Source organism: Pseudorhodobacter sp. E13 (genome assembly GCF_003991405.1).
In the GTDB taxonomy this organism is placed as follows: Bacteria; Pseudomonadota; Alphaproteobacteria; order Rhodobacterales; family Rhodobacteraceae; genus Pseudorhodobacter.
Map to the genome: position 1 here is coordinate 21,567 of NZ_RPEN01000154.1, position 26,803 is coordinate 48,369.

At 60.8% G+C, this 26,803-nt stretch carries 28 protein-coding genes; 12 read left to right on the top strand and 16 right to left on the bottom strand.

The features are described 5' to 3' along the window. Positions 1-196: 196 nt before the first annotated feature. A complete protein-coding gene (locus EGN72_RS08820) occupies positions 197-943 on the top strand; it encodes a DUF4167 domain-containing protein (RefSeq protein WP_127046670.1) in 747 nt (248 codons plus the stop codon). Positions 944-997: 54 nt separating this feature from the next. On the opposite strand, the gene rsmA is transcribed toward EGN72_RS08820, so the two are convergent. The 6 genes from rsmA to lptF form a co-directional block, all read right to left on the bottom strand. Further along, positions 998-1,834 (bottom strand): 16S rRNA (adenine(1518)-N(6)/adenine(1519)-N(6))-dimethyltransferase RsmA, encoded by an 837-nt coding sequence (gene rsmA / locus EGN72_RS08825; protein WP_127046672.1) that lies wholly within the window; start codon positions 1,832-1,834, stop codon positions 998-1,000. Next, complete coding sequence (pdxA, locus tag EGN72_RS08830) at positions 1,821-2,876, bottom strand: 4-hydroxythreonine-4-phosphate dehydrogenase PdxA (protein ID WP_127046674.1); 1,056 nt, start codon at positions 2,874-2,876, stop codon at positions 1,821-1,823. Before pdxA ends, rsmA begins: the two co-directional genes overlap by 14 nt. A gap of 15 nt (positions 2,877-2,891) precedes the next feature. Further along, positions 2,892-4,103 (bottom strand): peptidylprolyl isomerase, encoded by a 1,212-nt coding sequence (locus EGN72_RS08835; RefSeq protein ID WP_127046995.1) that lies wholly within the window; start codon positions 4,101-4,103, stop codon positions 2,892-2,894. A 90-nt stretch (positions 4,104-4,193) separates the two neighbouring features. Next, the gene (locus EGN72_RS08840; RefSeq protein ID WP_127046676.1) at positions 4,194-6,335 is read right to left on the bottom strand and encodes an LPS-assembly protein LptD; all 2,142 of its coding nucleotides are present in this window, start codon (positions 6,333-6,335) and stop codon (positions 4,194-4,196) included. Next, positions 6,332-7,426 carry an LPS export ABC transporter permease LptG gene (lptG, locus tag EGN72_RS08845; protein WP_127046678.1) on the bottom strand — a complete coding sequence of 365 codons (1,095 nt, stop codon included), beginning with the start codon at positions 7,424-7,426 and terminating at the stop codon, positions 6,332-6,334. The genes EGN72_RS08840 and lptG overlap by 4 nt, the downstream gene beginning before the upstream one ends. Next, a complete protein-coding gene (gene lptF, locus EGN72_RS08850) occupies positions 7,423-8,568 on the bottom strand; it encodes an LPS export ABC transporter permease LptF (protein ID WP_127046680.1) in 1,146 nt (381 codons plus the stop codon). Before lptF ends, lptG begins: the two co-directional genes overlap by 4 nt. A gap of 214 nt (positions 8,569-8,782) precedes the next feature. Here lptF and EGN72_RS08855 point away from each other — a divergent pair, with 214 nt between their 5' ends. Continuing rightward, positions 8,783-10,255, top strand: a complete 1,473-nt coding sequence (locus EGN72_RS08855) for a leucyl aminopeptidase (protein WP_127046682.1) — start codon at positions 8,783-8,785, stop codon at positions 10,253-10,255. Between the two features lie 4 nt (positions 10,256-10,259). Beyond that, positions 10,260-10,712 carry a DNA polymerase III subunit chi gene (locus EGN72_RS08860; RefSeq protein WP_127046684.1) on the top strand — a complete coding sequence of 151 codons (453 nt, stop codon included), beginning with the start codon at positions 10,260-10,262 and terminating at the stop codon, positions 10,710-10,712. 38 nt (positions 10,713-10,750) lie between these two features. On the opposite strand, the gene EGN72_RS08865 is transcribed toward EGN72_RS08860, so the two are convergent. The 5 genes from EGN72_RS08865 to EGN72_RS08885 all read right to left on the bottom strand — a co-directional run bounded on the left by EGN72_RS08865 (position 10,751) and on the right by EGN72_RS08885 (position 15,452). Further along, positions 10,751-11,254: an urease accessory protein UreE gene (locus EGN72_RS08865; protein ID WP_127046686.1), complete on the bottom strand. Its 504-nt coding sequence runs from the start codon at positions 11,252-11,254 to the stop codon at positions 10,751-10,753. Positions 11,255-11,323: 69 nt separating this feature from the next. Continuing rightward, positions 11,324-11,557, bottom strand: coding sequence for a hypothetical protein (locus tag EGN72_RS08870; protein WP_127046688.1), 234 nt, complete (start codon positions 11,555-11,557; stop codon positions 11,324-11,326). A gap of 222 nt (positions 11,558-11,779) precedes the next feature. Next, positions 11,780-13,411, bottom strand: a complete 1,632-nt coding sequence (locus EGN72_RS08875; protein WP_127046690.1) for a capsule biosynthesis protein — start codon at positions 13,409-13,411, stop codon at positions 11,780-11,782. Continuing rightward, entirely contained in the window at positions 13,389-14,048 is a 660-nt protein-coding gene (locus EGN72_RS08880; protein ID WP_127046692.1) for an ABC transporter ATP-binding protein, read from the bottom strand. The genes EGN72_RS08875 and EGN72_RS08880 overlap by 23 nt, the downstream gene beginning before the upstream one ends. Before the next feature lie 156 nt (positions 14,049-14,204). Continuing rightward, positions 14,205-15,452: a Na+/H+ antiporter NhaA gene (locus EGN72_RS08885; protein ID WP_158623163.1), complete on the bottom strand. Its 1,248-nt coding sequence runs from the start codon at positions 15,450-15,452 to the stop codon at positions 14,205-14,207. A gap of 173 nt (positions 15,453-15,625) precedes the next feature. Here EGN72_RS08885 and EGN72_RS08890 point away from each other — a divergent pair, with 173 nt between their 5' ends. The 3 genes from EGN72_RS08890 to rpsI all read left to right on the top strand — a co-directional run bounded on the left by EGN72_RS08890 (position 15,626) and on the right by rpsI (position 17,542). Continuing rightward, complete coding sequence (locus tag EGN72_RS08890; protein ID WP_127046696.1) at positions 15,626-16,432, top strand: SseB family protein; 807 nt, start codon at positions 15,626-15,628, stop codon at positions 16,430-16,432. Between the two features lie 151 nt (positions 16,433-16,583). Next, the gene (gene rplM, locus EGN72_RS08895; protein WP_127046697.1) at positions 16,584-17,048 is read left to right on the top strand and encodes a 50S ribosomal protein L13; all 465 of its coding nucleotides are present in this window, start codon (positions 16,584-16,586) and stop codon (positions 17,046-17,048) included. Positions 17,049-17,050: 2 nt separating this feature from the next. Next, positions 17,051-17,542 (top strand): 30S ribosomal protein S9, encoded by a 492-nt coding sequence (gene rpsI, locus EGN72_RS08900; RefSeq protein WP_127046699.1) that lies wholly within the window; start codon positions 17,051-17,053, stop codon positions 17,540-17,542. A gap of 100 nt (positions 17,543-17,642) precedes the next feature. On the opposite strand, the gene EGN72_RS08905 is transcribed toward rpsI, so the two are convergent. Beyond that, positions 17,643-17,858, bottom strand: coding sequence for a DUF1127 domain-containing protein (locus tag EGN72_RS08905; RefSeq protein ID WP_127046701.1), 216 nt, complete (start codon positions 17,856-17,858; stop codon positions 17,643-17,645). A gap of 87 nt (positions 17,859-17,945) precedes the next feature. On the opposite strand from EGN72_RS08905, the gene EGN72_RS08910 reads away from it, so the two are divergent. The 6 genes from EGN72_RS08910 (at position 17,946) to EGN72_RS08935 (ending at position 23,330) form a co-directional block, all read left to right on the top strand. Then, positions 17,946-19,349 carry a PLP-dependent aminotransferase family protein gene (locus EGN72_RS08910; protein WP_127046703.1) on the top strand — a complete coding sequence of 468 codons (1,404 nt, stop codon included), beginning with the start codon at positions 17,946-17,948 and terminating at the stop codon, positions 19,347-19,349. Between the two features lie 131 nt (positions 19,350-19,480). Continuing rightward, on the top strand, positions 19,481-19,741 hold the full coding sequence (locus EGN72_RS08915; RefSeq protein ID WP_127046705.1) for a hypothetical protein: 261 nt from the start codon (positions 19,481-19,483) through the stop codon (positions 19,739-19,741). Positions 19,742-19,847: 106 nt separating this feature from the next. Beyond that, positions 19,848-20,735 (top strand): ABC transporter permease, encoded by an 888-nt coding sequence (locus EGN72_RS08920; RefSeq protein WP_127046707.1) that lies wholly within the window; start codon positions 19,848-19,850, stop codon positions 20,733-20,735. Continuing rightward, on the top strand, positions 20,735-21,541 hold the full coding sequence (locus tag EGN72_RS08925) for an ABC transporter permease (RefSeq protein ID WP_127046999.1): 807 nt from the start codon (positions 20,735-20,737) through the stop codon (positions 21,539-21,541). Before EGN72_RS08920 ends, EGN72_RS08925 begins: the two co-directional genes overlap by 1 nt. Before the next feature lie 14 nt (positions 21,542-21,555). Further along, positions 21,556-22,632, top strand: a complete 1,077-nt coding sequence (locus EGN72_RS08930; protein ID WP_127046997.1) for an ABC transporter ATP-binding protein — start codon at positions 21,556-21,558, stop codon at positions 22,630-22,632. 296 nt (positions 22,633-22,928) lie between these two features. After that, on the top strand, positions 22,929-23,330 hold the full coding sequence (locus EGN72_RS08935; protein ID WP_127046709.1) for a Rap1a/Tai family immunity protein: 402 nt from the start codon (positions 22,929-22,931) through the stop codon (positions 23,328-23,330). A 77-nt stretch (positions 23,331-23,407) separates the two neighbouring features. On the opposite strand, the gene EGN72_RS08940 is transcribed toward EGN72_RS08935, so the two are convergent. From EGN72_RS08940 to metA, 4 genes are read right to left on the bottom strand one after another with little or no spacing between them, the layout of a single operon-like run. After that, positions 23,408-24,025 (bottom strand): TetR/AcrR family transcriptional regulator, encoded by a 618-nt coding sequence (locus EGN72_RS08940; RefSeq protein WP_127046711.1) that lies wholly within the window; start codon positions 24,023-24,025, stop codon positions 23,408-23,410. Then, on the bottom strand, positions 24,018-24,887 hold the full coding sequence (ppk2, locus tag EGN72_RS08945) for a polyphosphate kinase 2 (RefSeq protein ID WP_127046713.1): 870 nt from the start codon (positions 24,885-24,887) through the stop codon (positions 24,018-24,020). Before ppk2 ends, EGN72_RS08940 begins: the two co-directional genes overlap by 8 nt. A gap of 57 nt (positions 24,888-24,944) precedes the next feature. Beyond that, positions 24,945-25,892: an alpha/beta fold hydrolase gene (locus EGN72_RS08950; RefSeq protein ID WP_127046714.1), complete on the bottom strand. Its 948-nt coding sequence runs from the start codon at positions 25,890-25,892 to the stop codon at positions 24,945-24,947. Then, the gene (metA, locus tag EGN72_RS08955; protein WP_127046716.1) at positions 25,867-26,784 is read right to left on the bottom strand and encodes a homoserine O-succinyltransferase; all 918 of its coding nucleotides are present in this window, start codon (positions 26,782-26,784) and stop codon (positions 25,867-25,869) included. Before metA ends, EGN72_RS08950 begins: the two co-directional genes overlap by 26 nt. Positions 26,785-26,803: the final 19 nt, after the last annotated feature.

A 26,803-nucleotide genomic window follows, 5' to 3' on the forward strand; every position in this document is an offset into this window, starting at 1 on the left:
CCACATAATTCACTTGTGCAGTTCCCCCCTCCACGGCTAAACAAACGGCGTGCGAGACGTTTTACGCGTCGAGGAAACTCGGGCCTGGCCCTGCACAGAATGCCAAAAATACTCAGACCGCCGGACGACAGCAGCATGTGAATGCTCAATGTTCGTGCCTCTGGGCTTAGCCAGATAGATCTGGACAAAGGACAAGATGAGATCTTCCAAGTCCCGCTCGCGTTCGAAATCGAACCGCCCGCGCACCCTCGGCAATATCACGAACCGCGTCTTCGACAGCTCCGGCCCCGAAGGCAAGGTGCGCGGTACGCCGCAGCAAATCATTGATAAATACCTGATTTTGGCCCGCGACGCGCAGTTGTCGAATGACCGCGTGAATGCCGAAAACTTCTTGCAACATGCGGAACATTATACCCGCATGCTGGCCGAAGCGATGCGTGAGATGCAGGCCGAACAGGACCAGCGCCGCCAGCAGGACAATCAGAACCAGCAGCGCGACCAGAACCAGCAACGCGACCGCCAACAGGATCGAGGTGACAACCAGCAACCCGATTTGCGCGAGGACCGTGCAGATGACCGCCGCGACACCGCCGCGCGCGAAGATCGCCGGGATGACCGCCGGGATGATCGCCGTGAGCGTGGCTCTCAGCAGCCCGAAAATGCCGGTGCCAAAGCCGATGTGATCGAGATTGCCTCGGGCGATGATGACAGCAATCTGGTCGAAACACCCGAGGCCCGCCGCGCCCCGCGCCACCGTCCGGCCCGCAACAAACGGGTTGAGGATGGGGCAGACCAAGGCGCTGCCAAAGCCGATACGCCCGCTGCAACCGATGACGGCCCCAAGGCCGACCGCGGCCCCCGCAAACCGCGCGGCCCCCGCAAACCAAAGCCTGACAGCGATGCCCCGCGCAATGAGGCACCCGGCAACGAGGCCGCTGAATAACGAAAAAAGGCCGGCGCAGATGCGACCGGCCTTTTTCATGCGCCTGTTAAAACACTAGTCGTAAAGCCGTGACAAAGCGCAGAATTGCTCAAGTGAGATTTCTTCGGCCCGCGCGGTTGGTGCAATGCCCACTTGCGTCAGCTTGGCCTCAATATCCGGCCCCATCGCCTTCAGGCTCGATCGCAGCATCTTGCGGCGCTGGTTGAACCCCATCGCCGTGATCCGCGACAAGGCCGCCGCATTCGCCTCAAATCGCGGCTGCTCCAGCCGGGTCAGATGCACCACGGCGGAATGCACCTTGGGCGCGGGGCTGAAAGCCTCGGGCGGCAAGCTCATCACGATCTTCGGCTCTGCCCGCCACTGCGCCAACAGCGCCAATCGGCCATAGGCCTTGTCGCCGGGCTTTGCCACGATGCGCTGCGCGACTTCCTTCTGGAACATCAAGGTCAGGCTTTGCCAGAACGGCGGCCAATGCTCGGGCGATAGCCAGCGGATCAACAACTCGGTTCCCACATTATAGGGTAGGTTCGCCACCACCCGCACCGGCGGCGTCAGATGCGCGGAAATATCAAGACCCAAGGCATCGGCATTCACCACCTCCAGCCGCCCCGGATAGATCATTGCAATCTCGGCCAGTGCAGGCATGCAGCGCGCATCCTTTTCCACGGCAAGCACGCGCCGCGCGCCTTCGGCCAACAGCCCGCGCGTCAAGCCGCCGGGGCCGGGGCCCACCTCCAACACATCACATTGCGTCAGATCGCCCGCGCAACGTGCGATTTTGGAGGTCAGGTTCAAATCCAGCAGAAAATTCTGCCCCAACTGCTTTTTCGCCACCAGATCATGCGTGCGGATCACCTGCGCAAGGCTGGGCAGCCCGTCAATTGCCGCCATCGCCGCCTCCTGCTTCATCTTGGTGCAAATACCTCACGGGGGGTGCGGGGGGTGTGAAACCCCCCGCTGCTTTGCCACCCCGTGCCCGCGCCATGTCTTGCGCCATCCGCAGGGCTGCGATCAGGCTGGTCGGGTCCGCGATGCCACGCCCGGCAATATCAAAGGCGGTGCCATGATCGGGTGAGGTGCGGATGAAGGGCAGGCCCAGCGTCAGGTTGACCCCGCCCGCAAAATCTATGGTCTTGATCGGGATCAGCGCCTGATCATGATACATGCAGACCGCCACGTCATAGCGCGCGCGGGCCGCCGCATGGAACATCGTATCGGCGGGCAGGGGGCCTGCAAGCTGCATCCCTTCGGCGCGCAATCGGTCCAGCACGGGGGTGATCAGCTCGATCTCGGCCCGGCCCATGGCCCCGCCTTCGCCTGCATGGGGGTTCAGGCCCGCCACCGCGATACGCGGTGCCATGATGCCGAAATCCTGCTGCAAGCTCGCATGGGTGATGCGCAGCACTGCTTCCAGCGCCTGCGGGGTCAGCGCTTGCGGCACCTCTGACAGCGGAATGTGGATCGTCACCGGCACCACGCGCAACTGCGGGCAGGCCAGCATCATCACCACCCGGTCCACCCCGCCCAGATCGGCCAGATATTCGGTATGGCCCGGAAAGGCGAACCCGGCCCCATCTTTCAACGCTTTCTTATGGATCGGAGCGGTGCAAATGGCAGATGCCTCGCCTGCCATCACCAGTGCCACCGCCCGCGCGATCACCGCGATCACATCGGCGGCATGGTCGGGCTGTGCGGTGCCGGGGGTGTTGGGGCTGGCGAAAGGATGGGGCAGCACGGGCAGACGGCCCGGTGCCACGGCTTGCGCCTGCTGAGGGCTTTCAATCAGATCATAGGCGCAATCCATGGGCAGATGCCTTGGATCACCGATCCAGAAAAACGGCACCTCTGCCCCTAGCAGGGCCCGCGCCTTGGCGGCGATCTCGGGGCCAATGCCCGCAGGTTCGCCGCAGGTCAGGGCGATGGGCCGTTCCACCGGGCTTTGCATTGCTTATGGTTCGCGGATGATGGCGTTGAAGCGCAGTTCTTCCAGATAGGTCTGCGCCTCTGCCGCCAAGCGCTCATTCAGCAAACGCTCACGCACTTCGTCACGGCTGGGCGGCACTTCTTGCACCGGGGTGCGCGAACACAGCATCAGGAACACATGCGCGCCGCCGCTGGCAAAATCGGTGCTTTCATTGGGGTCAAGCGCCGCCAAGGCGCGCCCGATATTTGCGGGCAACTCTGCGGCGGGTTTGGTTTCACGCAGCAAGCGCTCTGCCGGTTGACCCTGTGCCACGGCGTAAAGGTCATTGCAGGTATCAACACTGGCGCGCAGGGTTGCGGCCTCGGACGGGCCATTGGCAGCGGGCAGCAGATATTGGGCGTAATCAATAGTAACGGCTTTGGTCGCGGCACCCTTATCCTCGCGCAGACCATTCAGGATGAACAGGCCCACGGCCCCACCCATGGAAACAGGCTGCGACACTTCGCCCGGCGCAAGGCCCAGAATGACAGGGGCAAGTGCTGCGGGTAGATTGGCCAGCGGCATCCAGTCCAGCCGCCCCCCGCGCCCGGCTGTCGCCGAGGCAGAGTTGCGCCGGGCCGCTGCGGCAAAGGCGGTTTCGGAATTGATCTGTGCGCGCAGACGTTCGGCGCGGGCCAATACCGCCTCTTCCTGACCGGGGGGGGCCGGGATCACCAGTTCGGAAATCAGCACCTGAACCGCTGCTGTCCCATCGCCTGCGGCAATCGCGCGATCCACTTCGGCATCCGAAATCACGGTCTTTGGGGCATAGCGCTGGCGGATCACCTCACGCCAGACCAGACCCGCTTCGACGAAATCGCGGAAGGTCTGGGGTGAAACGCCTTCTTGCCCAAGGGCTTGGATGAATTGCTCGGCCGTCAATTCCGCGCGGGATGCAAATTCTTCCATCCCGGCGGCAATCTGATCGGGCGTCGCGGCAATGCTCAACGCTTTGGCCGCAGCCATGCGCAACCGATCCTCGATCAGCGCCTTCAACGCTTCTTTCTCAAGGTCGCCGGGCGTGCGGAACAGGCGCAGCATCTGGATGCGCTGCTGCACTTCGAATTCGGTAATCGCGCGATCATTCACATAGACACGCGGCGCAAACAGGTTTTGCGCCTGCGCGGGCATGGCACCGGGGGCCACCGTCAGCAATACAGCGGAAAGGGCGATGGCAAGGGGGGCAAGGCGGATCATTCGACTTCTTCTCATAGCAAGGGTCTTTGGCCCATGGGCGGCGATCTGGTTCATTAGTGCTACTCTGTCCTGCTGGGTGATGGCAACCGTTTAACCACTGCAACTTTTGGCCGGGCCACGCCGACCGGAGCCGCCAAAGCCCAACAGATCGACCGAAAGACCGAAGTCGGTGGTCGCGCTCAGGCTGCTGGAGGAGGTGAAGCGCCGGTTCAAGGTCATATCCAGTTTCAGACATTCGTTGCGGAAGGCAAGGTTCAACCCTGCCGAGGCGGCGCGGTCGGCTTCGAAATCATAACGCGTGCTCAGATTGGCCTCCCAATTCGGGGTAAACTGATAGCGGCCATCCAGCGTCAGCTCTGACACATCGGTGGTGCGGCTTTCGGTGCTGTCGGCCAGCATGCGCACATAGGACGAGGTGAGCCCGTATTTCTCGCGCGTCAGGGCAAGCCGCATCTCGCCTTTGGTGATCTTGAAATCGGTGTTGAACACCAGCCGGTTCGTCATCTCGACGCCATTGGCAAAGGACAGGCGCAGCGCCCCCAACCAATCCGAACGCATGCCCTGCAAGCCCGAGGCCACGCCGAATTGCCCATAGTCCTTGTTGCGATAGATGCGGCCAAAGGTCAGCCCCATGGTCCAGCCCGTCGGATCGAGGCGCGTATAGCTCAATCCGATATTGGCGCGCGGCCCTTTTTCAATCGCATCGGCCCCGGCAAAGCGGCTCAGCGAAAACAGGTTGCTCTCGTCGAATTCGACCAGAACGCTGTCCTCATTCGGGATCACGGCTCCGTTGCGCTTGGTCGTGACCAGTTGCACCACCGGCTCGATGATATGGCTGACGCCGTTTTGCGAGGCGCGCACCCATGGCCAGCGCAGCTCTACCCCGGTGCCGATCTGGCCGCGAAAGCTGTCGCCGGCATATGTGCTGTCTTGCGTGATGGAATAGAAATCACCGTTCATTTCGGTGAAGGCCGCGCCAAGGATCCCCGCAGGCAAGACCCAGTTGCGCCGCCAGTCAGCCGTAAAGGACAGGCGCGCAAGGTCGCGCCCATCGCTGATGCCATCGCCATCGCTGTCGGTATCAATATCGGAACTGCGATAATGGCTATGAGATTGCACGCGGAAGCCCCCTTCACCGCCGATCGAGTTTGGCGAGAAGCGGCGCTGATAGGTCAGGTCGCCGACGATGGTGGGCAGCGTGCTGTTGCTGTCACCCGCGCGGATAGAGCGGTAATTGATCAGCCGGGCCGAGATATGTTCGTTGCGACGGGTGCGGAAAGCCTCCACCCGGCTGTCCAGACGGTCTGCCGAGGAGATGCCGTAATCCAGCAGATACGCCTCATCAGTCACGATGATCCCCGAAAAATCGAGCGTGAAGTCCTTGGGCAAGGTAAAGCGGCCTTCGGTGGTCAAATAGCCTCTCGCCTCACCGGGCAGGATCTGGTCGCGCGACAGGGCACCGTTCAACTCGATCGTTCCGGTGGCAAAGGCCTGCCTGTAGCGCAGCCCCAGCGTTTGCGCATCCTTGCTGGATATATATGGCGTGACGGTCAGGTCTTTGTCATCGCCGATCCGGATGAAATAGGGCACCTTGACCCCAAATCCCAATTCACTGGTCGTGCGGAACGAGGGGGCCAGAAACCCGGTCTGGCGTTTCAACGTCGGGTCCGGCATCCGCAGACGCGGCACCCAGAAAATGGGCACCCCGGCCAAGCGGAAGCTGGCATTTTCGAAATAGATCTGGCGTTCCAATTCATCATGGATGACGCGATTGGCCCGGATTTCCCACAGCGGGGTCGGGTTGTTGGCACAGACCTTGCACGACGACACCACCGAATTGTTCAGGCTGGTATAGCGCCCGCCGATGCGCATCATCTCGGAGGCGGCCATTTGCAATTGCTGGTCCAGCACCAGCCGCGCGCTTTGCAGCACACCTTCGGAAAAATCGCTCGACAGTTCTGCCTGACTGGCCAGAATGATGGTGCCGGAGTCATCGGTCAGCACGATCGGCCCCGAGATGGTCAGCCGGTCCGCGCCACGATCATAGGTGATCCGTGAGGCTTTCAGGCGCTTCCCCTTGTGGAACACCTCGACGTTGCCGGTTGCCAGCAGCGTATCATTGCCCGCAATCGCCACGCGATCCGCCACCAGCGAGGCCAAATCCTGCGCCCGGGCCAAGGGGGCGGCCAGCAGCGTGCAAAGGGTCAGGAGTATGGTAAAAAGACGCATCATCCATCCTCCAGATGCAGCAAAAGGCCCAGCGACAACAAGATCGCGGCAACGGGCGGGCTCCATGCGGCGAGGACAATCGGGATTTGGCCGTTTTCGCCCAACACCTGCGCGAAATTGCGCAAAAAGAAAATAGCAAAACCACCGCTAAGTGCAAAGAGCACCATTTGCCCGGTCTTGCCAAAACGGGCGTGACGCATGGTGAAACCAGCGGCAATCAGCACCATTGCAGCCAAAAGCAAGGGCAGGGCCATTTCCATCTGAAGCCAGACACGATGCGCACGGGCAGAAAAACCGGCCTGTTCCAGCTTGGCGATATAATCCGGCAAGGCCCAGATCGGAATGGCAGACGGATCGCCGAAACTGTCGCGGATGCGGTCAAGCGTCAGTTCCGAGGCCAGCCGCGCCTCTGCCTGCACAGTCGCGCCGCGTTCGGGGTTCGGTGCGGTCAGGTCCCAGTATTTTGCGTTGTGCAACACCCATGCGCCGGGGGTCAGCTCTGCCTCATCGGCCTCGATCCGTTGCAGGGGCAGGCCATCGGCATCATAAAGCAGGAAGGTGGCCGCATAAAGCCGCGTGCCTTCCAGATCGGCGCGCACGGCTTTGATCACGGCTTGCCCCTCGGGGCCGCCTTGCCGCAGCCAAAGCCCGTTCTCGCTGATCGACAAGACGCTTTCGGCCCCGCGCGCCTGATGGGCATAAAGCGCTTCGTATTGTTTGGTCGTTGCCGCCACCAGCGGGTTCAGCACGGCCACCACCAGACTGCCAAGCGCAAGGGCGGCCAGCACCGGGGCCAGCAGGAACCGCAGCCCGGACCGCCCCGCCGCGCGCACGATCACCAGCTCGCTGCTTTTGGCCAGCGACAAGAACAGCGTGATGGCGGCCAGAATGAAAATCAGCGGCAAGATGCGATACAAATTCGCCGGAACGTTCATCAGCGCCAGCGTGGCGGCATCGGTCAGGCTGATGTTCTGCCCGGAAAACCGGCGTAATTGTTCCACCATGTCGATCAGCATCAGGATACCGAAGAACACGAAAAACACCTGACCGATGGCCTTGAGGAAGCGGTTGACGAAATACAGGCTCAGGATCATGCATGCGCCCTTTCCGCACTGGTGGGGCCGGGGCCTGCGCTGTGGCGGCGTCGCGGGCGTTGCGCGATCCACAGAATACCAACCGCCATAACGATGCCCAGCACGGGCGCCACATAAACCAAGGCCCATCCCCCCGCCATCTTGACCGAGGCTGAGGTGGCCGCGTTATTGACCATCTGCAACACGATCAGAACCACCACAGCCCCGACGATTTGCCGCCACAGGCCAAAGCGGCTGAACGCCCCCAAAAGCAAGGTGGCAAAGCCGATTAATGCCGTGGCCAAGGCCAGAAACGGCTGACCAAGCCGCGCATGTCCTTCCGACAGCAGGGCCTCAGGGGTTGCGCCGGTTTCTTTTGTCAGCGCCGCGGTCGGGTTCAGCAATTCCAGCGTCGACAATTCGTCCAAAGATCGCGCATCGGGCGCATTCGCCACCAAAAGCCCGCCAAGATCATAGGTGAAATCGCTGAACAGCGTGACCGCGAGGCGCTTTTTCGCGGTGTCATAGCTTTGGCTCATGCCGTCGAACATGATCAGCTTGGGGTCCACATCGCCGCGCACCAGCAGCGCCTTGCGGGCGGTATAGGTCGTGCGCGTGCTTTGCTCTCGGTCATCGGCCATGAACACATCCAGCAACTCGCCATTGTCCGAGATGTCGCGGATGTAGAAAGTAATGCCATTCGCCGGATGCATGAACTGCCCTTCGACCAGAAACCGCGCGGTCAGATTGGCGCTGATTTCGGCGGTGCGGTCGGCCAGCACGGCGCGGCTGGCAGGCACGATCACGTTATACAGCAAGATCAGCATGACCGAGACGCACAGCCCGAAATACATCACAGGCCGTGCCAGCCGAAAGGCCGAAAACCCGGTGGCCTGCATCACCACCAACTCTCCATCCTGTGTGAGCCGGTTGGTGGTATACACCGCCGCCACAAAGGCCGAAACGGGCAGCACCACCCTGATCACATTGGGCAGCGTCAAAAGCGAGATTTCCAGAAACACCAGCGCCGACTGGCCATCACCGATAATGCGGTCAAACAGGCCAACAGCGCGGTTGATCCAATAGATCAATACCAGAATTAGTGAGAAAAACCCAAACAACGCAAGAAATTGCGACAGTAGATATCTGTCGAATCTGGCCACGCGCTTCATTCTCCCACCACTGACTAGGGGGCACAGTAGCGGAAATCCCTGGCAGGGAAAACTCATATCTCGGAAAAAACCGGGTAGCGCCCGGCAAAAAACCGCCCCCGGCGGCGGGGCGCGCGGGGTCTGGTCAAGCCGGGTGTCAGGGGATAGGCTTTGCCCCAAGTGCCGCGCCCTGCGGCGCAAACATGCCCAACTGGAAAGAGTTCAGATGACCCACCCTTTGCCGATTCAGTTTCAGGAAACCGATCTTGAGGCGCTGGCCCGTTTTGAAGGCCGCCTTGCCTTGCTGGTGGCCCCCGATGATACCACCGCGCGCAGCCCTGCGGCCCGGCGGCTGAACCGGTTGACCAAAGGCGCGCTGAACCGCTTTCTGGGGGCAGAGGCCTGGACCAAGGTGAAACCGGGAGAGGGCGTTGATCTGGCTTGGCCCGCCGGGCTGGCTGCCGAAGCGTTGCAGATCGTCAAGGCAGGCCCGCGCGCCGATGCCGCCACCGCCCGCAAAGCCGGGGCCGCGATTGGCCGTGCGGTTGGCAAATCCGGGGTTTTGGTTCTGGCGGGGTCCATGCAGCGCGCAGCCGAGGTTTCCTTCGGGCTGGCCCTGCGCGCCTATGATTTCGAACCCCATAAAACCGGCACACCCACGGCGCGGGGGGCGGTCACGATGATGGTCACCAAACCCGAAGAGGTCGCCGCCGCCGCCAAGCCCATGGCCGCTGTAGCCGAAGGCGTGTTCTTTACCCGCGATCTGGTGAATGAGCCTGCGAATGTGCTGACCACCTATGATTTCGCCGCCCGTCTGGCTGCGATGCAGGAACTTGGTCTGGAAGTCGAAATTCTGGCAGAGGAAGAGCTGACCAAGCTGGGCATGGGTGCGCTGCTGGGGGTTGGGCAGGGGTCGGAAAGCCCGTCCAAAGTGGTTGTGATGCAGTGGAACGGCGGCGGGGATGAGGCCCCCTTTGCGCTGGTCGGCAAAGGCGTTGTCTTTGATACTGGCGGCATTTCCATCAAACCGGCGGGCGGCATGGAAGATATGACCATGGATATGGGCGGCGCGGGCGTGGTGGCGGGCGTGATGCGCACGCTGGCGCTGCGGCGGGCGAAGGCCAATGTGGTCGGGCTTGTGGGATTGGTGGAAAACATGCCGGACGGGCGCGCGCAACGCCCCGGCGATGTGGTCAAATCCATGAAAGGCGACACGATTGAGGTCATCAACACCGATGCCGAGGGTCGTTTGGTGCTGGCCGATGTGCTGTGGTATGCGCAAGAGCGGTTCAAACCGTCGGGCATCATCAACCTCGCCACGCTGACCGGGGCCATCATTGTGGCCTTGGGCCATGAAAACACCGGTGTTTTCAGCAATGACGACGGGCTGTGCGATGCGTTGCTGAAGGCCTGCCGCGCCGAAGGCGAAGGCGCGTGGCGGATGCCGATGGGCGATGCCTATGACGCCAAGCTGAAAAGCCGGATCGCTGATATGATGAATGTCGGCGGGCGGGATGGCGGCGCAATCACCGCCGCGCAATTCCTCAAACGGTTTATCAAGGATGATATGCCGTGGTGCCACCTCGACATCGCAGGCACGGCTTTGGTCAAGGCCGATACCACACTGGCCCCCAAAGGCGCGACAGGCTGGGGTGTCATGGCGCTGGACCGTTTGATCCGCGACAAGTTCGAGGCCTGATGCCATGGGGGTGGTGATGTTCTATCACCTCACCGCCTCCTCAACCGAGGATACGGTGCGGAGCTTGCTGACCCGGTCGATGCAGGCCGGGTGGCGGGTCATGCTGCGCGGCACCGATGCCAAGCGTCTGCAACGGCTGGACGGTATTTTGTGGGACGGGCCAGAGGACAGCTTTCTGCCGCATGGGCTGGAAGGTGGCCCGCATGATGCCGATCAGCCGGTTTTGCTGGGGCTGGGGGGCATAGCCAATGCCGCGCAGGCGCTGATGGCCGTTGACGGTGCCGAAGTGGACCCAGAGGAAGCGAAAGGGCTGGAACGGGTGTTCATCCTGTTCGACGGGCGGGATGAGGCGGCCGTTTCGGCAGCACGCGTGCAATGGAAGGCGCTGACAGGGGCCGGACTTGCGGCGCAATACTGGTCCGAAGAATCTGGGCGCTGGGAAAAGAAAGCCGGGTGATCTGGTTTAAGATCGCCGCATAACACCTTGAAATATGTCTAAAATGGATCGCCTGAATGCGGGGCGGCATCCGGCGGTGCGGGCGCGGTTGCTGCCGGGTGATCGTGGTGATGATGGTGGTCAATCTGCACCGGGGCTTCGGGGGCGAAAGGCTCTGTCGTCAGGTGATAGGCGGCGCCCAGATGGTGTAACAGGATTTCGGCGGTTTCGCTGCGCTGCACCAACAGCCGAGACTCCTCAACCTGCACCAAAAGATTCAACGCACCGAAATGCCAAGCGATGCGTGTCAGATTGCCGCGCACCTCCAGCAACTCCTCCTCGGCATGGATCAATTCGATGACCCGGCCATCTTCCAGTTCAAAACCGAAATAGCCATCAAGCTGGGTGCGTTCGGGCAGGTCAACAATGAAACTTTCATCATGCACCGTGGTCAAAGCGCGGACACGCAGCGCGCGGTCCTGATGCGGCAGAACGACCAGATCATAGCACGGGGCCGCAGGGGCATCGCGCCGAAGGCGGCGGCAGGGGGGCAGGTTGGACATAGGCACAACTCACGCAATGAATGTGCCCAGTCTAACGCTGTCAGTCCGCCCTGTCGCGCAAAGTTTTTCTCAGAGCACCATCCGGCCTGCAAAAATGCGGCGGATTTCCTGTTCGCGCGAGGTGCCGCGAGCGGCCAATTCGGCGTCCGGCGTGTCATTCAGTTTCTGGATGGTGGCGTTGATCGGGTGGTTTTCACCGATGGCAACCAGCAGGTTCCAGAAAGAAGTGAAAGGCGCTGCGATGCTGTGAAACAGGCTGCCTGCAGGTTTCGCATCGGATTTTACAGCTGTCATATAAGCCATGGGAGACTCCTATCTAATGGGTCAGTTTTTCTTCCCTACCGGCAATATGTGTTGTTTGGTGAAGGGGTTAAACAGACAATGCCGCAATGCCGCGTTGCAGCAAGTGCATGGCTGCTGGTGCAGCATGGTGCAAAGCGACAGAAATCAGACGTCCCGCGCGATCGCAAAGCAAAACGGCCACCCCGTCGCGGGATGGCCGATCTTGTGTCTTGTCGGTATCCGTTACGCGGTGATCTGTTCGCGCAGGATTGCAGCGGTCATCGAGATCATCAGATAGATGCCCGAAAAAATCAGCATCGCAACCAAAGTCGATTCAAAGGCGCGGGGATAGGTGGCCTCGTCCGGCGGAATCGGCTTTACCGACAGCGACAGATAGCGGGTCTGGCGGTTGGCATCGGCGCGGGCAGCCTCCATCGACTGAATGGACTGTGCCAGCATCAACTGCCGCGTCTGCACATCCGCTTGCGCCACCAGCAATTCACTTTGCACCTGCGCAAGGGATTCACCGCCCGCGCTGCCTTCCGTCAGCTTGGCACGCAGCGCGGCAATCTCATCCTCCAGCGCGATGATCCGGCGTTCCAGCGGTTCCATCCGCGCGGCATTGGGGCGCGCGTTGGATTTCATCTGCTGCAAGGACAGCCGGTCCTGGCTGAGCAAGGTTTCAAGCTGCCCGATCTGCGAGGTGATCAGCGTCACTTCCACCTCGGATGACAGGACCTTGAACTTTTCCTGCAACTCCACCACGCGGCGCTGGGACACCAGCATCTTGGCTTCGGCATCCTCAAACCCTTCGCGCGCGCCGCGCATCTGGTCTTCACGCAGGCGCTGGGTCAACTGGTCGACCTGTCCTTCGGCATAGCGGATCAGCGCATTGGCAAATTCCACCGATTTTTCCGGGCTGGTCGCGATGACCTCCATCTTGATCAGACCTTCGGTCGGGTCATAGGAAATCTGGAAATTCCGCTTATACAGCTTATAGGCCGCCTCCAGCGAGGCATCATGTTCCAGCCGTTGAATCGGGTCGATGGCGGCGTCGCTGTAGTGGGCGCGGAAGCCGTGTTCCTCATCCAGCCGCAGCATCGCTTCGCGTGATTGCAGATAGCCTTGCACGGCAATACTGTCTTGGGACGTGGCAAGCGGAGAACCTTGCAGCAAACCGCCCAGCCCACCTGCCGCAGCAGCGGGGTTTTGCGCCTGCTGGATCACGAATTCGGATTTGGTCGCATAAAGCGGGGTGGCGACCATGTAATAATACCAGCCCGTCAACAGCGTGGGCAGCATGACAAAAAACGCCAGCCGCATCATCAGCAGCAAGGATTTGCGCCGCCGCCGCCGCGCCAGATCCTTTTGGATCTTCATGATATCGGCGACATGGTTCTGCTCGGCCCGCGTCTCGGTCGAGGGGACCTGAATCGGCTTGATGGTTTGCGGCAGCTTCACGCCGTCACCCGCCGGAACCTGCGTCAATGCCCGCGAACCTTCGGTCTGGATCGGTTTGCCATCGGGGGCGACCAGATCGAGCATGCTGGTGCGCTGGAACGGATCAACCCCGGCGGCGCGCAACAGGCGCACGGCATCAAAATCCGATGTGGCGGGCAGCCCGTGCTTTTGCGCCAGTTTGCGCGCCATGCGCAACTGCCGCCCCGTCAGCCCTTCTTGGCGGATCTTGTCCAGCGCTTCCTCCGCGGCGACCTCGGTCGGGGTGGACAGATTGGCGGGGTTTGCCGTCGGGAATTTGCCGGGGCCAAACCCGTCATCGGCATTGTCGAACATGCCTGCATCGCCCTCGGCGGGCACAGGCGGAAATTCGGGGCGGCGGGTGCGAAACCGCTTAGCTGTGAGCTTCGTAGTCATAAAGACGTTTCGCTTCTTCCAGGGTTTCAAACATGTAAAGCTGGCCGTTTTTCAGCACGGCGGCCGAGCGGCAGAATTTTTCCAACGTGGCGGCTTGGTGCGACACCACGATGATCGTTGCATTTTCCAGCCGCTGCCGCAGGATCGCGCCGGCCTTCTGATTGAACTCCACATCCCCGGTCGAGGGCATGCCTTCGTCAATCAGGTAAAAGTCGAATTCCAGCGCCAGCATCAGCGCAAAGGAAAACCGCGAGCGCATCCCCGAGGAATAGGTGCCCACCGGCATATCGAAATATTCCTTGATCCCGGCCAGCCAGCGGCAAAAGCTTTCCATATAATCGGGGTCAAGCCCGTAAAGCCGGGCGATATAGCGGGCGTTTTCGGTGCCGGTGTGTTTGTTCATCACCCCGCCCATGAACCCCAGCGGGAAAGAAATGCGCGAGGTGCGGATGATCTTGCCTTCGTCCGGTTTTTCCAGCCCGGCCATCATGTTGATGATCGTGGTCTTGCCCGCGCCATTGGGGGCCAGAATACCAAGCGAATTGCCGCGTTCCACTGTGAAAGAGGCCCGGTCAAGGATCACCTTGCGGGTTTTGCCGGTCCAGAAGGACTTGCTCACATTTTCAAACGCGATCATCGGACTGCTTTCAAAATTCGCCTCTCGTTCCCGGTTTGATCTGGGATACGCGTTTATCGTTAACTTTGTCTCACCAAGTCTGGCGCGGCAGGTTTGGCCTATCGCTACACCGGGATTTGGGCAGCATTATGTCGCTTTCCCCTTGGCGCGGCAAGGTTAATGGCGTGCGGCTTTTCCCCCCTTTGCCGTGTGGGGCGTGACCTTGCGGGCCAGCAGCACCAAAGCCGGGCCCAGCAGCAGGCTGATGCCCAGCCCCAGACGCGCGGCCTCTTGCATGGCGCCACCCGGCAGCGCGGTTTCCAGTGCCAGCAGCGGCACGGTAAAGCCGATGCCCATCAGCCCCGCGATATAGGCGATTTCGCGCAGGCCCAGCCGGTTGGGCAAAGGGCGGCCCATGCGTTTCAGGATCAGCGCAGCCCCGAACACGCCCAAAGGTTTGCCCAGCCACAGCGCGCCCAGCATGATCCATGTGGTCGGGCCAAAGGCGGCAAGGTCCAGCGCGCCACGGGTCAGGCCGAACAGGAACAGGATCACGATCACGGGGGCGCTGATGGCATGGCTCAGCCGGTTCAGCGGGTCGGTCAGAAAGCCTTCGGCCTCGGCGAACAGGCCAAAGCTGTGATGGCCATGGGGCAGGGCGGGCAGCAGGGGCAACAGCGCCAAGGCGGGCGGCAGGCCCGAAGCCGACATGCCGATCCACGAAAACACCGCAAGGATAACCCAAGGCCACAGCCGCCCGGCGCGCTGGCGTTCCAATTCGGTCAAGGATTGTTTCTGGTAGGGCCGCGTCAGGCGGACATAGCCAAAGGCCGCCGCCCCGGCAGGCAAGATCAGCCACAAGGCACGCAGGTTATATTCCAGTGGGGCGGTGAAGCCGCCGACGACAAGCCCGATCAACCCGTCCAGAATGCACAGGAACAACAGCACCTGAAGCGCCGGATGCCCGCGCCCAAAGATCATGCGCCCAAAGAAGAATGCCAGCACCATATCGCTGCCAAAGGGCATGACCCAACCGCGCGCGTCCACCGCTTCCTCGGCTGTTTCCAACCCAAGCGTCAGCAACACCCAGATCAAAGAGCTGACAAACATGCCCCCCAGCACCATGCCTACCGGGACCAGCGCCAGCTTGCCGCGCAACCCGCCATGTTCTAGCACCAATGCCTCCCACAGCTCCTTGCCGATCAGCAGAAAGAACAGCGGCATCAGCAGGCAGGACACCACAGTCGCAAGGGTGAAGCCGGGAAAGAACAGCCGCAGACGATACAGCGGGTCGGTGTTGAACGGATGCCATTCCACCGTATCATAATACAGACCGGGCGCGATATTGACCGCAAGGGTCGCCAGCAGGGTGCCAAGCAAAAGCGCCTTGGCATAGCGTTGCAGATAGGGGGAAGCGGGGGTCACGGGGCGGCAGCCTTGTGAAAGAGGGGTTTGTCGTCGGGTATTCTGTTTACCCCCGCGGGCAAATGGCCGCAATGAACTGCGACGGAAAGACTGACACTGTGCTGTGCTTGCATCTTGTCCCTTGGGCCGGGGATGCGTAAGGCAAGGGGCAGGCGCAAGCGAAGGGGGACGGTATGGCGGATCAGGGCAAGCAGGCGGCAGGCAATCTGGATGCGGCCCATGCCGCGATGATGGCCGCGCCAGAGGATGACGCCGCCCGCATGCGCTATTACGCGCGGCTGGCCGATGGCATGCTCTATCTGATGCTGGAGCAAGAGGCCGACGAGGGGGCCGTGCGGCCGGTTCTGGTCACGCTGGAGGCTACGCAGGTCGTGCTGGCCTATGACAGCGAGGAACGGCTGGCCGCCACCACGGATGCGCCCGTGCCCTATGCCGAACTGCCGGGCCGGGTGATCGCGTCACAGCTTGCCGGACAGAATGTGGCGCTTGGCATCAATCTGGGGGTGGGCGAGGGCGAATTTCTCGTCTCGCCCGAGGCGCTGATCTGGCTGGCCGAAACCCTGAACCACGCGCCCGCCAATGTCTCCGCCCGGCCCGTAGCCTTTGAGCCGCCCAAGGGCCTGCCCGAAACTCTGATGCAGGCGCTGGATGCCAAACTGGCGCGGGCCGGGGGCTTGGCGCAGGCGGCGCTGTTGGCGGCGGTGCGCTATGACGATGGCCGCCACGGCCATATGCTTGCCTATATCGGGGCGGTGCCGGGGGCCGAGGCGGCGCTGACCCGTGCCGCAAGCGAGGCGCTGACCTTTTCGGGTGTTGAGGCCGGGGAAATGGATGTGACCTTCCTTGCCGCCGATATGCCTGCGGTGGACCGTTTGGCCCGCGTGGCGCTGCGCTTTGATCTGCCCGAACCGGCGGCCAGCGCGCCCGCTGCCCCCGCCGCACCGGGGATGGACCCCGCAAAGCCACCAAAATTGCGCTGAGATTTGGGGTATTATAATACCTATTTTGTAACGCGTTGTTTTTGCGTGTAAAATTATGACGTGCGCCGCTTGACTGCGCAGCGCATCTGAAAGATACAGCGCCATCCGAGATACCGGGGGCCTTTCCCCGCCACACTTCAAAGGGTGTCACATGAAGACCTTTACCGCAACGCCTGCGGATATTCAGAAGAAGTGGATCCTGATCGACGCCGAAGGCATCGTTCTGGGCCGTCTTGCTACGATCGTAGCGAATATCCTGCGCGGCAAGAACAAGCCGACCTTTACCCCGCATATGGACATGGGCGACAATGTCATCGTGATCAACGCTGACAAAGTGCAAATGACCGGCAACAAGCGCGCTGACAAGCGTTACTACTGGCACACGGGCCACCCGGGCGGCATCAAGTTCCGCACCGCAGCCCAAGTGCTGGATGGCGCGCATCCTGAGCGTGTTGTCACCAAAGCGGTTGAGCGTATGATCACCCGCAACAGCCTTGGCGCTCAGCAGATGACCAACCTGCGCGTTTACGCAGGGGCCGAGCATCCGCATGAAGCCCAGCAGCCCACCGTTCTTGACGTTGCGTCGATGAACCCGAAGAACACGCGGAGCGCATAATCATGGCTGATATCAAATCTCTTGACGATCTGAAGTCGGCTGTGGCCGATACGCCCGCCGCCGCAGCAGCCCCGGCTGCCATCGTGCGTGAGCCGATGCGCGACAAGCTGGGCCGCGCCTATGCAACCGGCAAGCGCAAAGATGCGGTTGCCCGCGTCTGGATCAAGCCGGGTTCCGGCAAGGTCACTGTAAACGGCAAGGATATGCCGGTTTACTTCGCTCGCCCGGTGTTGCAGATGATTCTGCGTCAGCCTTTCACCGTTGCTGGCGTTGAAGGCCAGTTTGACGTGATGGCCACGGTTGCTGGTGGTGGCCTGTCCGGTCAGGCTGGTGCTGTGAAGCATGGTGTGTCGAAAGCCTTGCAGCTTTACGATCCCACCCTGCGCGCCGCTTTGAAAGCCGCAGGCTTCCTGACCCGCGACAGCCGTGTGGTTGAGCGTAAGAAATACGGCAAGGCCAAAGCCCGCAAGAGCTTCCAGTTCTCCAAGCGCTGATCTGCTTGCACTCCAATCGAAAAGGCCCGCGAAACTCGCGGGCCTTTTTGCTTTTCTTCCAATTCGTTGACGCGCGGGCCCGGTCGTTACGGCGCGCGGCTTAATCCTGCCAAAAGGCTTTGTTTGCTTCAACGCGGGCGGCCACATCGGTCAGCCCGATATCATGCAGCATATGCGGCTCAAGCCGGTTTAGCGCGCGTCGGGTGCTTTGGCGCTGTTCCCATTTCAGAACGGTGACGGCCAGCGCAAATACGGCGGCGGCCACGGGGGGCAGCGGGCGATTGGCGATCAACGTCTCTACATTCTGGTAAGCCATGGGATCCTCACTTTGTAATGATACAATCAGCATTGACTGTATGCATACAATATCGCAAACTCGCGGAAACAAAGCCAGAGGAACATTGTGACCAGCACAAATTGGCAGCCAGACCTGACACAATATCCCGGACCGAAGTATCTGGCCCTTGTCCGCGCCCTGCGCGAGGCGATCCGCAGCGGGGCCTTGCCAGCCGACAGCCAGTTGCCAACGGTGCGGGAACTGGCCTGGCAGATCAAGGTCACGCCCGGCACCGTCTCGCGCGCCTATCAACTGGCCACGCAAGAGGGGTTGCTGGCCGCGACCGTGGGGCGGGGCACCTTTGTCGCCTCGGCCACGCCGCGCTTTGGCCCGACCCAAAGCTTTTATGCCGAACGCGATCCGGCCTCGCTGGCCGGGCGTATCGACATGCGCTCCCCCCGGATGCCGGATGTCGGGCAGGGTGCGGCCTTCAACGCCGCTCTGGCCGAGATGTCGGGGCAGATTGATGGCAACTGGCTTGATTACCCTTCGCAGCGCGATGAGCTGGCCCTGCGCAGCGCGGTTCTGACATGGCTGGAAGGGCGCGTGCTGGGCAGCGTGACGCCGGATGACATCGCGCTGAGCTATGGGGGGCAAAGTGCGATCAACCTGATTTTTCAATGCTGCCTGCGCGGGGATCGCCCGATGGTCTTGATCGAGGATCTTGCCTATGCGGGCTTTCGCCATGCCGCGCGCCTGTCGCGGGCCGAGTTGTTGGCGATCGAGGTGGATGCCGAAGGTCTGCGCCCCGACGCGTTGGAAGCCGCCTGCCGCCGCCATAGCCCGCAGGTGCTCTGCGTGACGTCAGAGGCGCAAAACCCCACCACAGTGCGGATGCCAGAGGCCCGCAGGCATGAGATTGCAGAAATCGCAAAAGCCTATGAAATTCAAATCATTGAGGATGATTGTTATTCCATCGCGCGAAGTAATTTCCCCTCTCTGCGCGCCTTGGCACCAGAGCGCACGTGGTATGTCGGCAGCTTTTCCAAAAGCATCTCGGCGGCGGTGCGGCTGGGCTATGTGGTTTGCCCCAGCGGCATGGGGCAAGCCGGGCGCTTGACTGCGCAGCACAGCTTTTTTGGCCTTGCCCGCCCGGTGTCTGACCTGTGCCTGACCTTGCTGGAATCCGGGGTCGCGGCAGAGTTGCGAACAGCGGTGCAAGACGCATTTTCGGATCGGCTGGAAGGCGTGGTCAATGTGCTGGGGGCCTATGATCTGTCGTGGCAACCGGGGCTGCCTTTTGTCTGGCTGCGGCTGCCGTCGGGCTGGCGTGCCTCGATCTTTGCGCGCATGGCCGAGGCAGAGGGCGTTTTGCTGCGTTCGGCGGATGAATTTGCGCTGATTCATGGTCGCGCGCCCAATGCGGTGCGGCTGGCCTTGCCGGGCAATCACAACCGCGCCCAGATCGAGGAAGCCTGCCACCGCCTTGCCCGCCTGCTTGACAGCCCGCCCGCCGAACTTTCGGTGTGAAACGGCTGAGGTGTTGCAAGCTGGACTCGCGGGCGGAATATCGCCTGCACCCCGGCAGAGGCCCCTTGACGTAAGCCACGCCGCTGCGCATCTAACGGGCAACGAAGCAGTAAACAAAAAAGAGACCCAAAATGGGAATTCAGACAGGCTTTCACGCGCCCGACGGGGCCGCGCATTTTCTTGGCTTTCGCAAGGCCCGCAACGGCAGCACCGAGGTGATCTATGACGATGGCGTCAGCCGTCGCATGATCTGGCGTGTCGCAAACCCGCGGGTGAATGAGGCGCATCTGTCAGATGCCCTGCGCCATGCGGTGTCTGCGATCAAGGTGGTGCCCGCGCTGATCTCAGAGATGGGCAAGCGCGCGATCTCGCTGGAACGCGTCGGGGCCTGAGCCACCGCTCTGCCATGCCTGCTGCCCCGACCGCTTCATCTCGGCCCTTTTCATGGCGTGAAAGCTGTGCAACTAATCGAGAAAAGAAGTTGGGACGGGGTGGATGATGAACGCGTCTTCGCGATGGGCCAAGCTGCGCCAGACAGAGGCCGCCAATGGCCTTTTGATGATAAGCCCAACGGCGCTCTATGCCATATTGATGCTGGCAGCGCCCTTGGGCACCATCGTCCTTTATAGCTTTCTGACCGATGGCTATCTGGAAATCATCCGCGACTTCACGCTTGCCAATTATATCGAGGCCTGGACGAATGAGCTTTACCGCTCGGTCATGATCCGGTCTCTGGCTGTGGCGATGGTGGTGACGCTGGTCACGGTGTTGCTGGCCTTTCCCATCGCATATTTCGTCAGTTTCTATGTCGCGCCTTCGAAAAAGTCGCTCTGGCTGTTCCTGATTACCATCCCGTTCTGGACCAGCTATCTGATCCGGGTGTTTTTGTGGAAGGTGATCCTTGGTTATAATGGCGTGGTCAATTCCGGCCTGCTGGGGCTGGGCCTGATTGATGAGCCGCTGACCTTCATCCTCTATAACGTCAACTCGGTCGTCATCACGCTGGCCCATGCTTATGCGCCCTTTGCGATTCTGCCGATTTTCGTGGCGCTGGAAAAGATTGACCGCAGCTTGCTGGAGGCGGGGCAAGACCTTGGCGAAAGCAAGTTCATGACCTTCCGGCGGGTAACGCTGCCGCTGGCCATGCCGGGGGTGATTGCATCGGTGCTGATCGTGTTCATTCCCACCATCGGCGATTATGTGACCCCGCAACTTGTCGGCGGGCCCGAGGGGCGGATGGTCGCGAACCTGATCCAGTTGCAATATCTGAAGCTGGATAACTACCCGCTTGGGTCTGCCATTGCGGTATCGGCCATGGGGATTGTGACGCTGGTCAGCCTGATCTTCATCGGGTTGAACCGCCGCTATTTGAAAGGGCCGAAATGATGAAAGGTGGTTGGTTCAAGGTCTATGCCATCGGCTATCTGGTGTTTCTCTATGCGCCGATCATCATTCTGCCGATGTTTGCCTTTAATGATGCAACGGTCATCGCCTTTCCGCTGACCGGGTTTTCCACCCGCTGGTTCAGCGCGATGCTGGAGCAGCCGACGCTAAGCCTTGCGGTGAAAAACTCACTGTTCATCGCGGTCACATCGGCGGTTCTGGCCACCACGCTGGGGGTGTTTGCGGCGCGTGCCTCGACCCGCTATCGCTTTCCGATGAAGGCGGGCTTGATGGGGTTAATCATGCTGCCCTTGGTGCTGCCGGAAATCATCGTGGCGGTGTCCTTGCTGGTGGTGTTGCTGGGGCTGGGGGTCAGCCTGTCGCTTTGGACGGTCATTCTGGGCCATGTGCTGATCTGCACGCCGTTTACCATCGCGATCCTGTCCTCGGCCTTCCAATCGCTTGATCAAAGCCTTGAGGAAGCCGCTTATGATCTGGGCGAATCCGCCGCCTCCACCTTTCGGCTGATCATCCTGCCTCTGGTGATGCCGGGCATCATCTCCAGCTTGTTGATCTCTTTCACCATCAGTCTGGATGAGTTCATCATCGCCTTCTTCCTTGCAGGCACCGAGCCGACGCTGCCGGTGTTCATCTTCTCGCAGTTCCGCTTTCCGTCTGCCGTGCCTGTCATCATGGCGCTGGGGACGGTGCTGGTGTGTCTGTCCATCATCTTGTTGACCATTGCTGAATATTTCCGCCGCCGTGGCATTGCGAAATCGGGCGGAAAAGATACCGGAGGCTTCCTGTGACCGAGAAACCCACCATGATCGCGTTTCAGGACGTGCATAAATATTACGGCGATTATCATGCGCTGCGGGGCATCACCGCGACGATCAAAGCGGGGGAGTTTTTCTCGCTGCTGGGGCCGTCGGGCTGCGGCAAGACCACGCTTTTGCGCACCATAGCGGGGTTTGAGGGGATATCCTCGGGTGCGGTGATGATCGACGGGCGCAATATGGCCGGGGTGCCTGCCAACCAGCGGCCGACGAATATGGTGTTCCAATCCTACGCGATTTTTCCGCATCTGACGGTGGGGGAGAATGTGGGCTTTGGCCTGCGTCGCGCGGGCCTGACCAAGGATGCGCTGGCGGCCCGTGTGGGCGAGGCCTTGGATATGGTGGGCCTGAAGGGATATGGCGCGCGGGCGGCACATGCGCTTTCGGGCGGGCAGCGGCAACGCGTGGCCCTTGCGCGCGCGCTGATTTTGAAGCCGAAAGTGCTGCTGCTGGATGAACCCCTGTCGGCGCTGGATAAAAAGATGCGCGAGCAGATGCAGGTGGAATTGATCCGGCTTCAGCGGCAGGTCGGCATCACCTTCATTCTGGTGACGCATGACCAAGAGGAAGCGCTGGTCATGTCGGACCGGATCGCGGTGATGTTTGAAGGCGAGATCGCGCAGCTTGCCGACCCTGAAACGCTGTATCGCCGCCCCAACAGCCGCAAGGTGGCGGATTTTATCGGGACGATGAACTTTCTGCCCGCCAGTATCCTCAGTGAGACCGGCGGCAAGCTGGAGGTCGAGGCGCAGGGCTTTGGCAAGGTCACGCTGGAGGCCGAGCAAGCCCCCGGTGCTGCCTCGGGCGAGGGGGCGGCGGTGGGTTTCCGCCCCGAAACGCTGACCATCCTGTTTGAAGGGCAGACCGCGACCGACCGCGAGTCAATGGCGACCATCGAGGAGGTCGTTTATTACGGCGATATGACCTATTATGACGTGCGGCTGGATGGCACCGAAAAGCCGATCCGGATTTCGATGCGCAACGTCTTTGGCCGCCCCGTTCTGGATATCGGCGCGCGGACACGAGTGGCGTGGTCGCCGGGGGCTTTGGTGCTGTTCCGCTAAGGTGAATCGCGCGCGGAATGCCGGCTAAGCGGTTGTATACGCAATGATTTCCATTTTTTGTTAGGGAAATCTTAAGGGATGAGCTGTGAATAGCGCCCGGAATTAAAGTGAGGAACCTTTATGAGAATAAAGGGAGTAATCTGGTTCTGTCGACTGGGGGAATTGCAGACGTGGCAACTGTGGATCGCGCGTAATGACAGGGCGTAAGATCCAGTCCTAGTGGGAAAACTTGCTTGTCTCTCCGACTCCTACGCCCCTAAATGGCGCTGAGATCTTTGTCGTTTGAGGATATCCAAATGAAACCAGCAAAAAAGAGTGTTTCTATTGTTGCTATATGCGCAATTGTTGCCTTCACTTCGAACCTCTCTGCCGCAGAGATAGGATTCAAAACGATTGGTGACTTGCGGGCAAATTGCCAGCTTGTTGACCAAAAGTTGGAAGCACTTGACGTGGAGGAAATGATACAGATCACCGACTGTCGCAGTTTCCTGAAAGGCGTAGCCGAACTGATGATGACCCTTTGCCGTTCCGATGACATTACTGTTCCCTCATTTCTCAAGGCGGCCCCAAACCATACCCTGAGAGCTCTTGCGCAAGGCTTTTTGAACTGGGCTGATGAACATCCCAACCGTTGGTCCGAAGCAAGGGGGCTCGGTATATACGAAGCCATAAGCACCCAATTTCCATGTGAGAGTTAGAATTAATGTCAAACGACAATACCTCCCTTGGAGCGTATAGATTGCGTGTATCTCCGCCCATTCCTGTCAAAACGGCATTACCGATCCGGTGGCAGTAACCCCAGCCCGCGTAAATAGATGCCGATGCCGGTTTCCAGCAGATCCTCGGGCGGGTAGGGGCTTTTGGCGCCGGGGGAGCCGCGGGCAAACAGTTCCACGACCCCGTGGCTCAGCGCCCAGATATGGGCGGAGAACATCGAGGCGGGGGGCCGCTTTTCGGGCGGCAGCTTTTCCGAGAGTTTGAGTGCGGCGCGTTCCATCACGCTGCGCGCCTTGGCGGCGGCGGTGGCAAGTTCGGGATGGGCGTTCAAGGACAGCCCACTTTCAAACATCGCCTGATAATGGCCCGGATACTTGCGGGCAAAGGCCAGATAGGCGCGGCCTGTCGCCTCAAACGCCTGCAAGGCGCTGGGTTTGCCTTCGCTATAGGCAAATTCCATCAGCGCGCCGAACACCTCATAGCCTTGGCGCGCACCTTCTGCGATCAGCTCATCCCGGCCCGCGAAATGGCGGTAGACAGCGGCAGGGGTGACGCCTGCCTCTTTGGCCGCTTCGGACAGGGTAAAGCCTTGCGGGCCTTTTTCGGTAATCAGCTCCAGCGCGGCCTCAACCAGTGCCTGCCGCAGATTGCCGTGATGATAGCCCTTCTTAGACATCCCAGATCGCAGGGGTGCCGCAGATGGCGGGGTCGGGTTGGCCGATCAGTTTTGCGTCTTTGCCCGCATAATCCACCGCATGCAGCACGGTCTGAATCGCCGCAATCCGCGCGCGCTTCTTGTCATCGGAGCGCACGACCGTCCAAGGCGCATGGGGGGTATGGCTGCGGGTCAGGGTTTCGGAAATGGCGGCGGAATAGGCATCCCATTTCTTGAGCCCTTCGACATCAATCCATGACAGTTTCCACTGTTTCAGCGGGTCATTCTCGCGGGCCAGAAAGCGGCGGAGTTGTTCGGCCTGGCCAACATTGAGCCAGAGTTTGACCAATACAATCCCTTCATCCACCAGCATTTGTTCAAAGCTGGGAAGCTGGGCAAAGAAATGCTCGCGCTGTTCGGGGGTGCAAAAGCCGAACACATGTTCCACAACGCCGCGATTGTACCAAGACCGGTCAAACATCACCATTTCGCCGGCGGCGGGCATCCAATCGACATAGCGCTGAAAATACCATTGTGTCGCCTCGCGGTCGGACGGCTTGGACAGCGCCACCACCGAAGCGACACGCGGGTTCAGGTTTTCACGGGTGGCGGCGATTGTGCCGCCTTTGCCAGCGGCATCGCGGCCTTCATAGACCACAACCACGCGTTTGCCGGTGTCCTTGATATCGGCCTGCATCCGCACCAACTGGCGCTGCAATCCTTCCATCGCGGAGTCGTAATCCTTGCGCTTCATTTCGCGCTTGTAGGGGTAACTGGGCGACAGGATGTCATCCTTATCGGCTTTTTCCAGTGTTTTGCGGATGGGTTTGGGGGCCTCTTCGGCCAGAAATTTGCTGATCGCACCGTCGAAAGGCAAGTCCATGGCAGGCTCCGCTTCAGGGATTTGCGCCAGTATGGCGGGTTGCGCGGGCGGGTGCAATCAGCGCCGCGCGGCCCGATGGATGGCCGCGACGATTTCGTCGGGGTTGGTGTGATGCGGCATATGGCCAACGCCGTCCAGCACCGTCAGGTGGGCGTTCGGCAGCCGCTGCGACAGGGGGACCGCGTGGATTTTCATCGGCACGGTGGTATCGGCGGTGCCATGGATGATTTCAACCGGCAGGGTCAGGCGGGGGTAATGCGGTTCCATCAGCAACAGATGCGGCTTGAGGTTGTTGACCTGCCGCCCGTTCACCCGCAAGGCCCGCCGCCGCAGTGTCAGCCCCGCGCCGATATAGGCGTCATAGCCTTCGGGTGCGGCTTGCGGAGCGAAGATATTTTCCAGCGCGGTTTCCACCCGGTTTTCCGGCGCAAAAGCTGTTATCAGCGGCACCACGGTCGCGCCACCCAGCGCCGAGGAGGTGAGCGAATACCACAGCCCCAAATCACCGGGAAAGGGCATGGTGGCGCCCGACACGATCACCAGCGCCTTGGGCTGCGCACGCAAGGCCCAAGACATCGCGACCGCCCCACCGTAGGAATGGCCCAGCACGATCGGGTCTTGCACGCCAAGGGCCAGCGCTGCTTGGATCAGCGCATCGGCTTGGGCCAGTGGGCTGATATCGGTGCCGGGCAGGCTGTCAGACCAGCCCATGCCGGGGCGATCAAAACTGATGACGCGGAAATCCCCTTTCAACCGCTCCACCAGATCAAAGGTGAAGTCGCGGCTGTTGCCGGACGCGCCGTGGATCAGCACCAGATCGGGGCCTGCGCCTTGCACATCGGCATGGATGCGTGCGCCTTTGACGGTGACAAACTGGCCCGTCGGCGGGTAGGCGGCTTCGGCCTGCGCCTCGCGCTTTTCGGCGCGCTGGTCCACGAACACAGCACAGCCGCCAAGCGCGAAGCTGGCGATCAAAAGACTAGTGGCCAATTTTTTCAATGTCATATGGCGTGGCCTGGTAAATTTCATTTATCCAGTTGCCATATAGAAGATGGGCGTGACTTCTCCAGCGATTCAGCGGCTTTCTCGCGGGATCGTCATCGGGATAGTAGTTTTGCGGCACATTGATGGGCGTGCCATTGGCGATATCGCGGTCATATTCCTGTTTCAGCGTGTCGCTGTCATATTCGAAATGGTTGAAGATATAGAGCGCGCGATGCGCCGGATCTTCGACCAGACAGGGGCCGGATTGATCTGATCCCAGCAAGGTGCGCAGGCCGGGGGCAGCGTCAATCTCGGCTTGGCGCATTTCGGTCCAGCGCGACACGGGGATCACGCAATCATCGGAAAAGCCGCGCAGGAAGGGCGAGGTTGGATCAAGGTTCTGATGGCGGAAACAGCCGAAGGCCTTGGCGGGCAGGATATGCTTTTGCACGCCGTGGAAATGGTTGATCATCGCCATTCCGCCCCAGCAAACGCCAAAGGTGGATTGCACATTGGTCTGCGTCCAGTCCATCACCTCGCGCAATTCCTGCCAATAGGTCACTTCGTCAAAAGGCATGTGTTCAATCGGGGCGCCGGTGATGATCAGCCCGTCAAACTTTTCATGCTTCACCTCTTGGAAGGGGCGGTAAAACGCTTCCATATGCTCGGCGGCGGTGTTCTTTGTCTGATGTTCCGACATGCGGATCAGCGACAGTTCAATCTGCAAGGGCGTGGCCCCGATCAGCCGGGCGAATTGGTTTTCGGTCTGGATCTTCTTTGGCATCAGGTTCAGCAGACCGATGCGCAGGGGCCGGATATCCTGATGGCTGGCGCGATCAGGGGAAATCACCATGACGCCTTCTTTTGACAAGACGTCAAAGGCGGGCAGGTCTTCGGGCAGGGTGATGGGCATAAGGGGCTCTCTGGTTCGA

What these genes read in the sequence shown, in the direction of transcription:
- EGN72_RS08820 (WP_127046670.1), top strand. Translation starts at nt 197, where the DNA reads ATGAGATCTTCCAAGTCCCGCTCGCGTTCGAAATCGAACCGCCCGCGC.
- rsmA (WP_127046672.1), bottom strand. Translation starts at nt 1,834, where the DNA reads ATGGCGGCAATTGACGGGCTGCCCAGCCTTGCGCAGGTGATCCGCACG.
- EGN72_RS08835 (WP_127046995.1), bottom strand. Translation starts at nt 4,103, where the DNA reads ATGATCCGCCTTGCCCCCCTTGCCATCGCCCTTTCCGCTGTATTGCTG.
- EGN72_RS08840 (WP_127046676.1), bottom strand. Translation starts at nt 6,335, where the DNA reads ATGATGCGTCTTTTTACCATACTCCTGACCCTTTGCACGCTGCTGGCC.
- lptG (WP_127046678.1), bottom strand. Translation starts at nt 7,426, where the DNA reads ATGATCCTGAGCCTGTATTTCGTCAACCGCTTCCTCAAGGCCATCGGT.
- EGN72_RS08855 (WP_127046682.1), top strand. Translation starts at nt 8,783, where the DNA reads ATGACCCACCCTTTGCCGATTCAGTTTCAGGAAACCGATCTTGAGGCG.
- EGN72_RS08860 (WP_127046684.1), top strand. Translation starts at nt 10,260, where the DNA reads ATGGGGGTGGTGATGTTCTATCACCTCACCGCCTCCTCAACCGAGGAT.
- EGN72_RS08865 (WP_127046686.1), bottom strand. Translation starts at nt 11,254, where the DNA reads ATGTCCAACCTGCCCCCCTGCCGCCGCCTTCGGCGCGATGCCCCTGCG.
- EGN72_RS08870 (WP_127046688.1), bottom strand. Translation starts at nt 11,557, where the DNA reads ATGGCTTATATGACAGCTGTAAAATCCGATGCGAAACCTGCAGGCAGC.
- EGN72_RS08875 (WP_127046690.1), bottom strand. Translation starts at nt 13,411, where the DNA reads ATGACTACGAAGCTCACAGCTAAGCGGTTTCGCACCCGCCGCCCCGAA.
- EGN72_RS08880 (WP_127046692.1), bottom strand. Translation starts at nt 14,048, where the DNA reads ATGATCGCGTTTGAAAATGTGAGCAAGTCCTTCTGGACCGGCAAAACC.
- EGN72_RS08890 (WP_127046696.1), top strand. Translation starts at nt 15,626, where the DNA reads ATGGCGGATCAGGGCAAGCAGGCGGCAGGCAATCTGGATGCGGCCCAT.
- rplM (WP_127046697.1), top strand. Translation starts at nt 16,584, where the DNA reads ATGAAGACCTTTACCGCAACGCCTGCGGATATTCAGAAGAAGTGGATC.
- rpsI (WP_127046699.1), top strand. Translation starts at nt 17,051, where the DNA reads ATGGCTGATATCAAATCTCTTGACGATCTGAAGTCGGCTGTGGCCGAT.
- EGN72_RS08905 (WP_127046701.1), bottom strand. Translation starts at nt 17,858, where the DNA reads ATGGCTTACCAGAATGTAGAGACGTTGATCGCCAATCGCCCGCTGCCC.
- EGN72_RS08915 (WP_127046705.1), top strand. Translation starts at nt 19,481, where the DNA reads ATGGGAATTCAGACAGGCTTTCACGCGCCCGACGGGGCCGCGCATTTT.
- EGN72_RS08920 (WP_127046707.1), top strand. Translation starts at nt 19,848, where the DNA reads ATGAACGCGTCTTCGCGATGGGCCAAGCTGCGCCAGACAGAGGCCGCC.
- EGN72_RS08925 (WP_127046999.1), top strand. Translation starts at nt 20,735, where the DNA reads ATGAAAGGTGGTTGGTTCAAGGTCTATGCCATCGGCTATCTGGTGTTT.
- EGN72_RS08930 (WP_127046997.1), top strand. Translation starts at nt 21,556, where the DNA reads ATGATCGCGTTTCAGGACGTGCATAAATATTACGGCGATTATCATGCG.
- EGN72_RS08935 (WP_127046709.1), top strand. Translation starts at nt 22,929, where the DNA reads ATGAAACCAGCAAAAAAGAGTGTTTCTATTGTTGCTATATGCGCAATT.
- EGN72_RS08940 (WP_127046711.1), bottom strand. Translation starts at nt 24,025, where the DNA reads ATGTCTAAGAAGGGCTATCATCACGGCAATCTGCGGCAGGCACTGGTT.
- ppk2 (WP_127046713.1), bottom strand. Translation starts at nt 24,887, where the DNA reads ATGGACTTGCCTTTCGACGGTGCGATCAGCAAATTTCTGGCCGAAGAG.
- EGN72_RS08950 (WP_127046714.1), bottom strand. Translation starts at nt 25,892, where the DNA reads ATGACATTGAAAAAATTGGCCACTAGTCTTTTGATCGCCAGCTTCGCG.
- metA (WP_127046716.1), bottom strand. Translation starts at nt 26,784, where the DNA reads ATGCCCATCACCCTGCCCGAAGACCTGCCCGCCTTTGACGTCTTGTCA.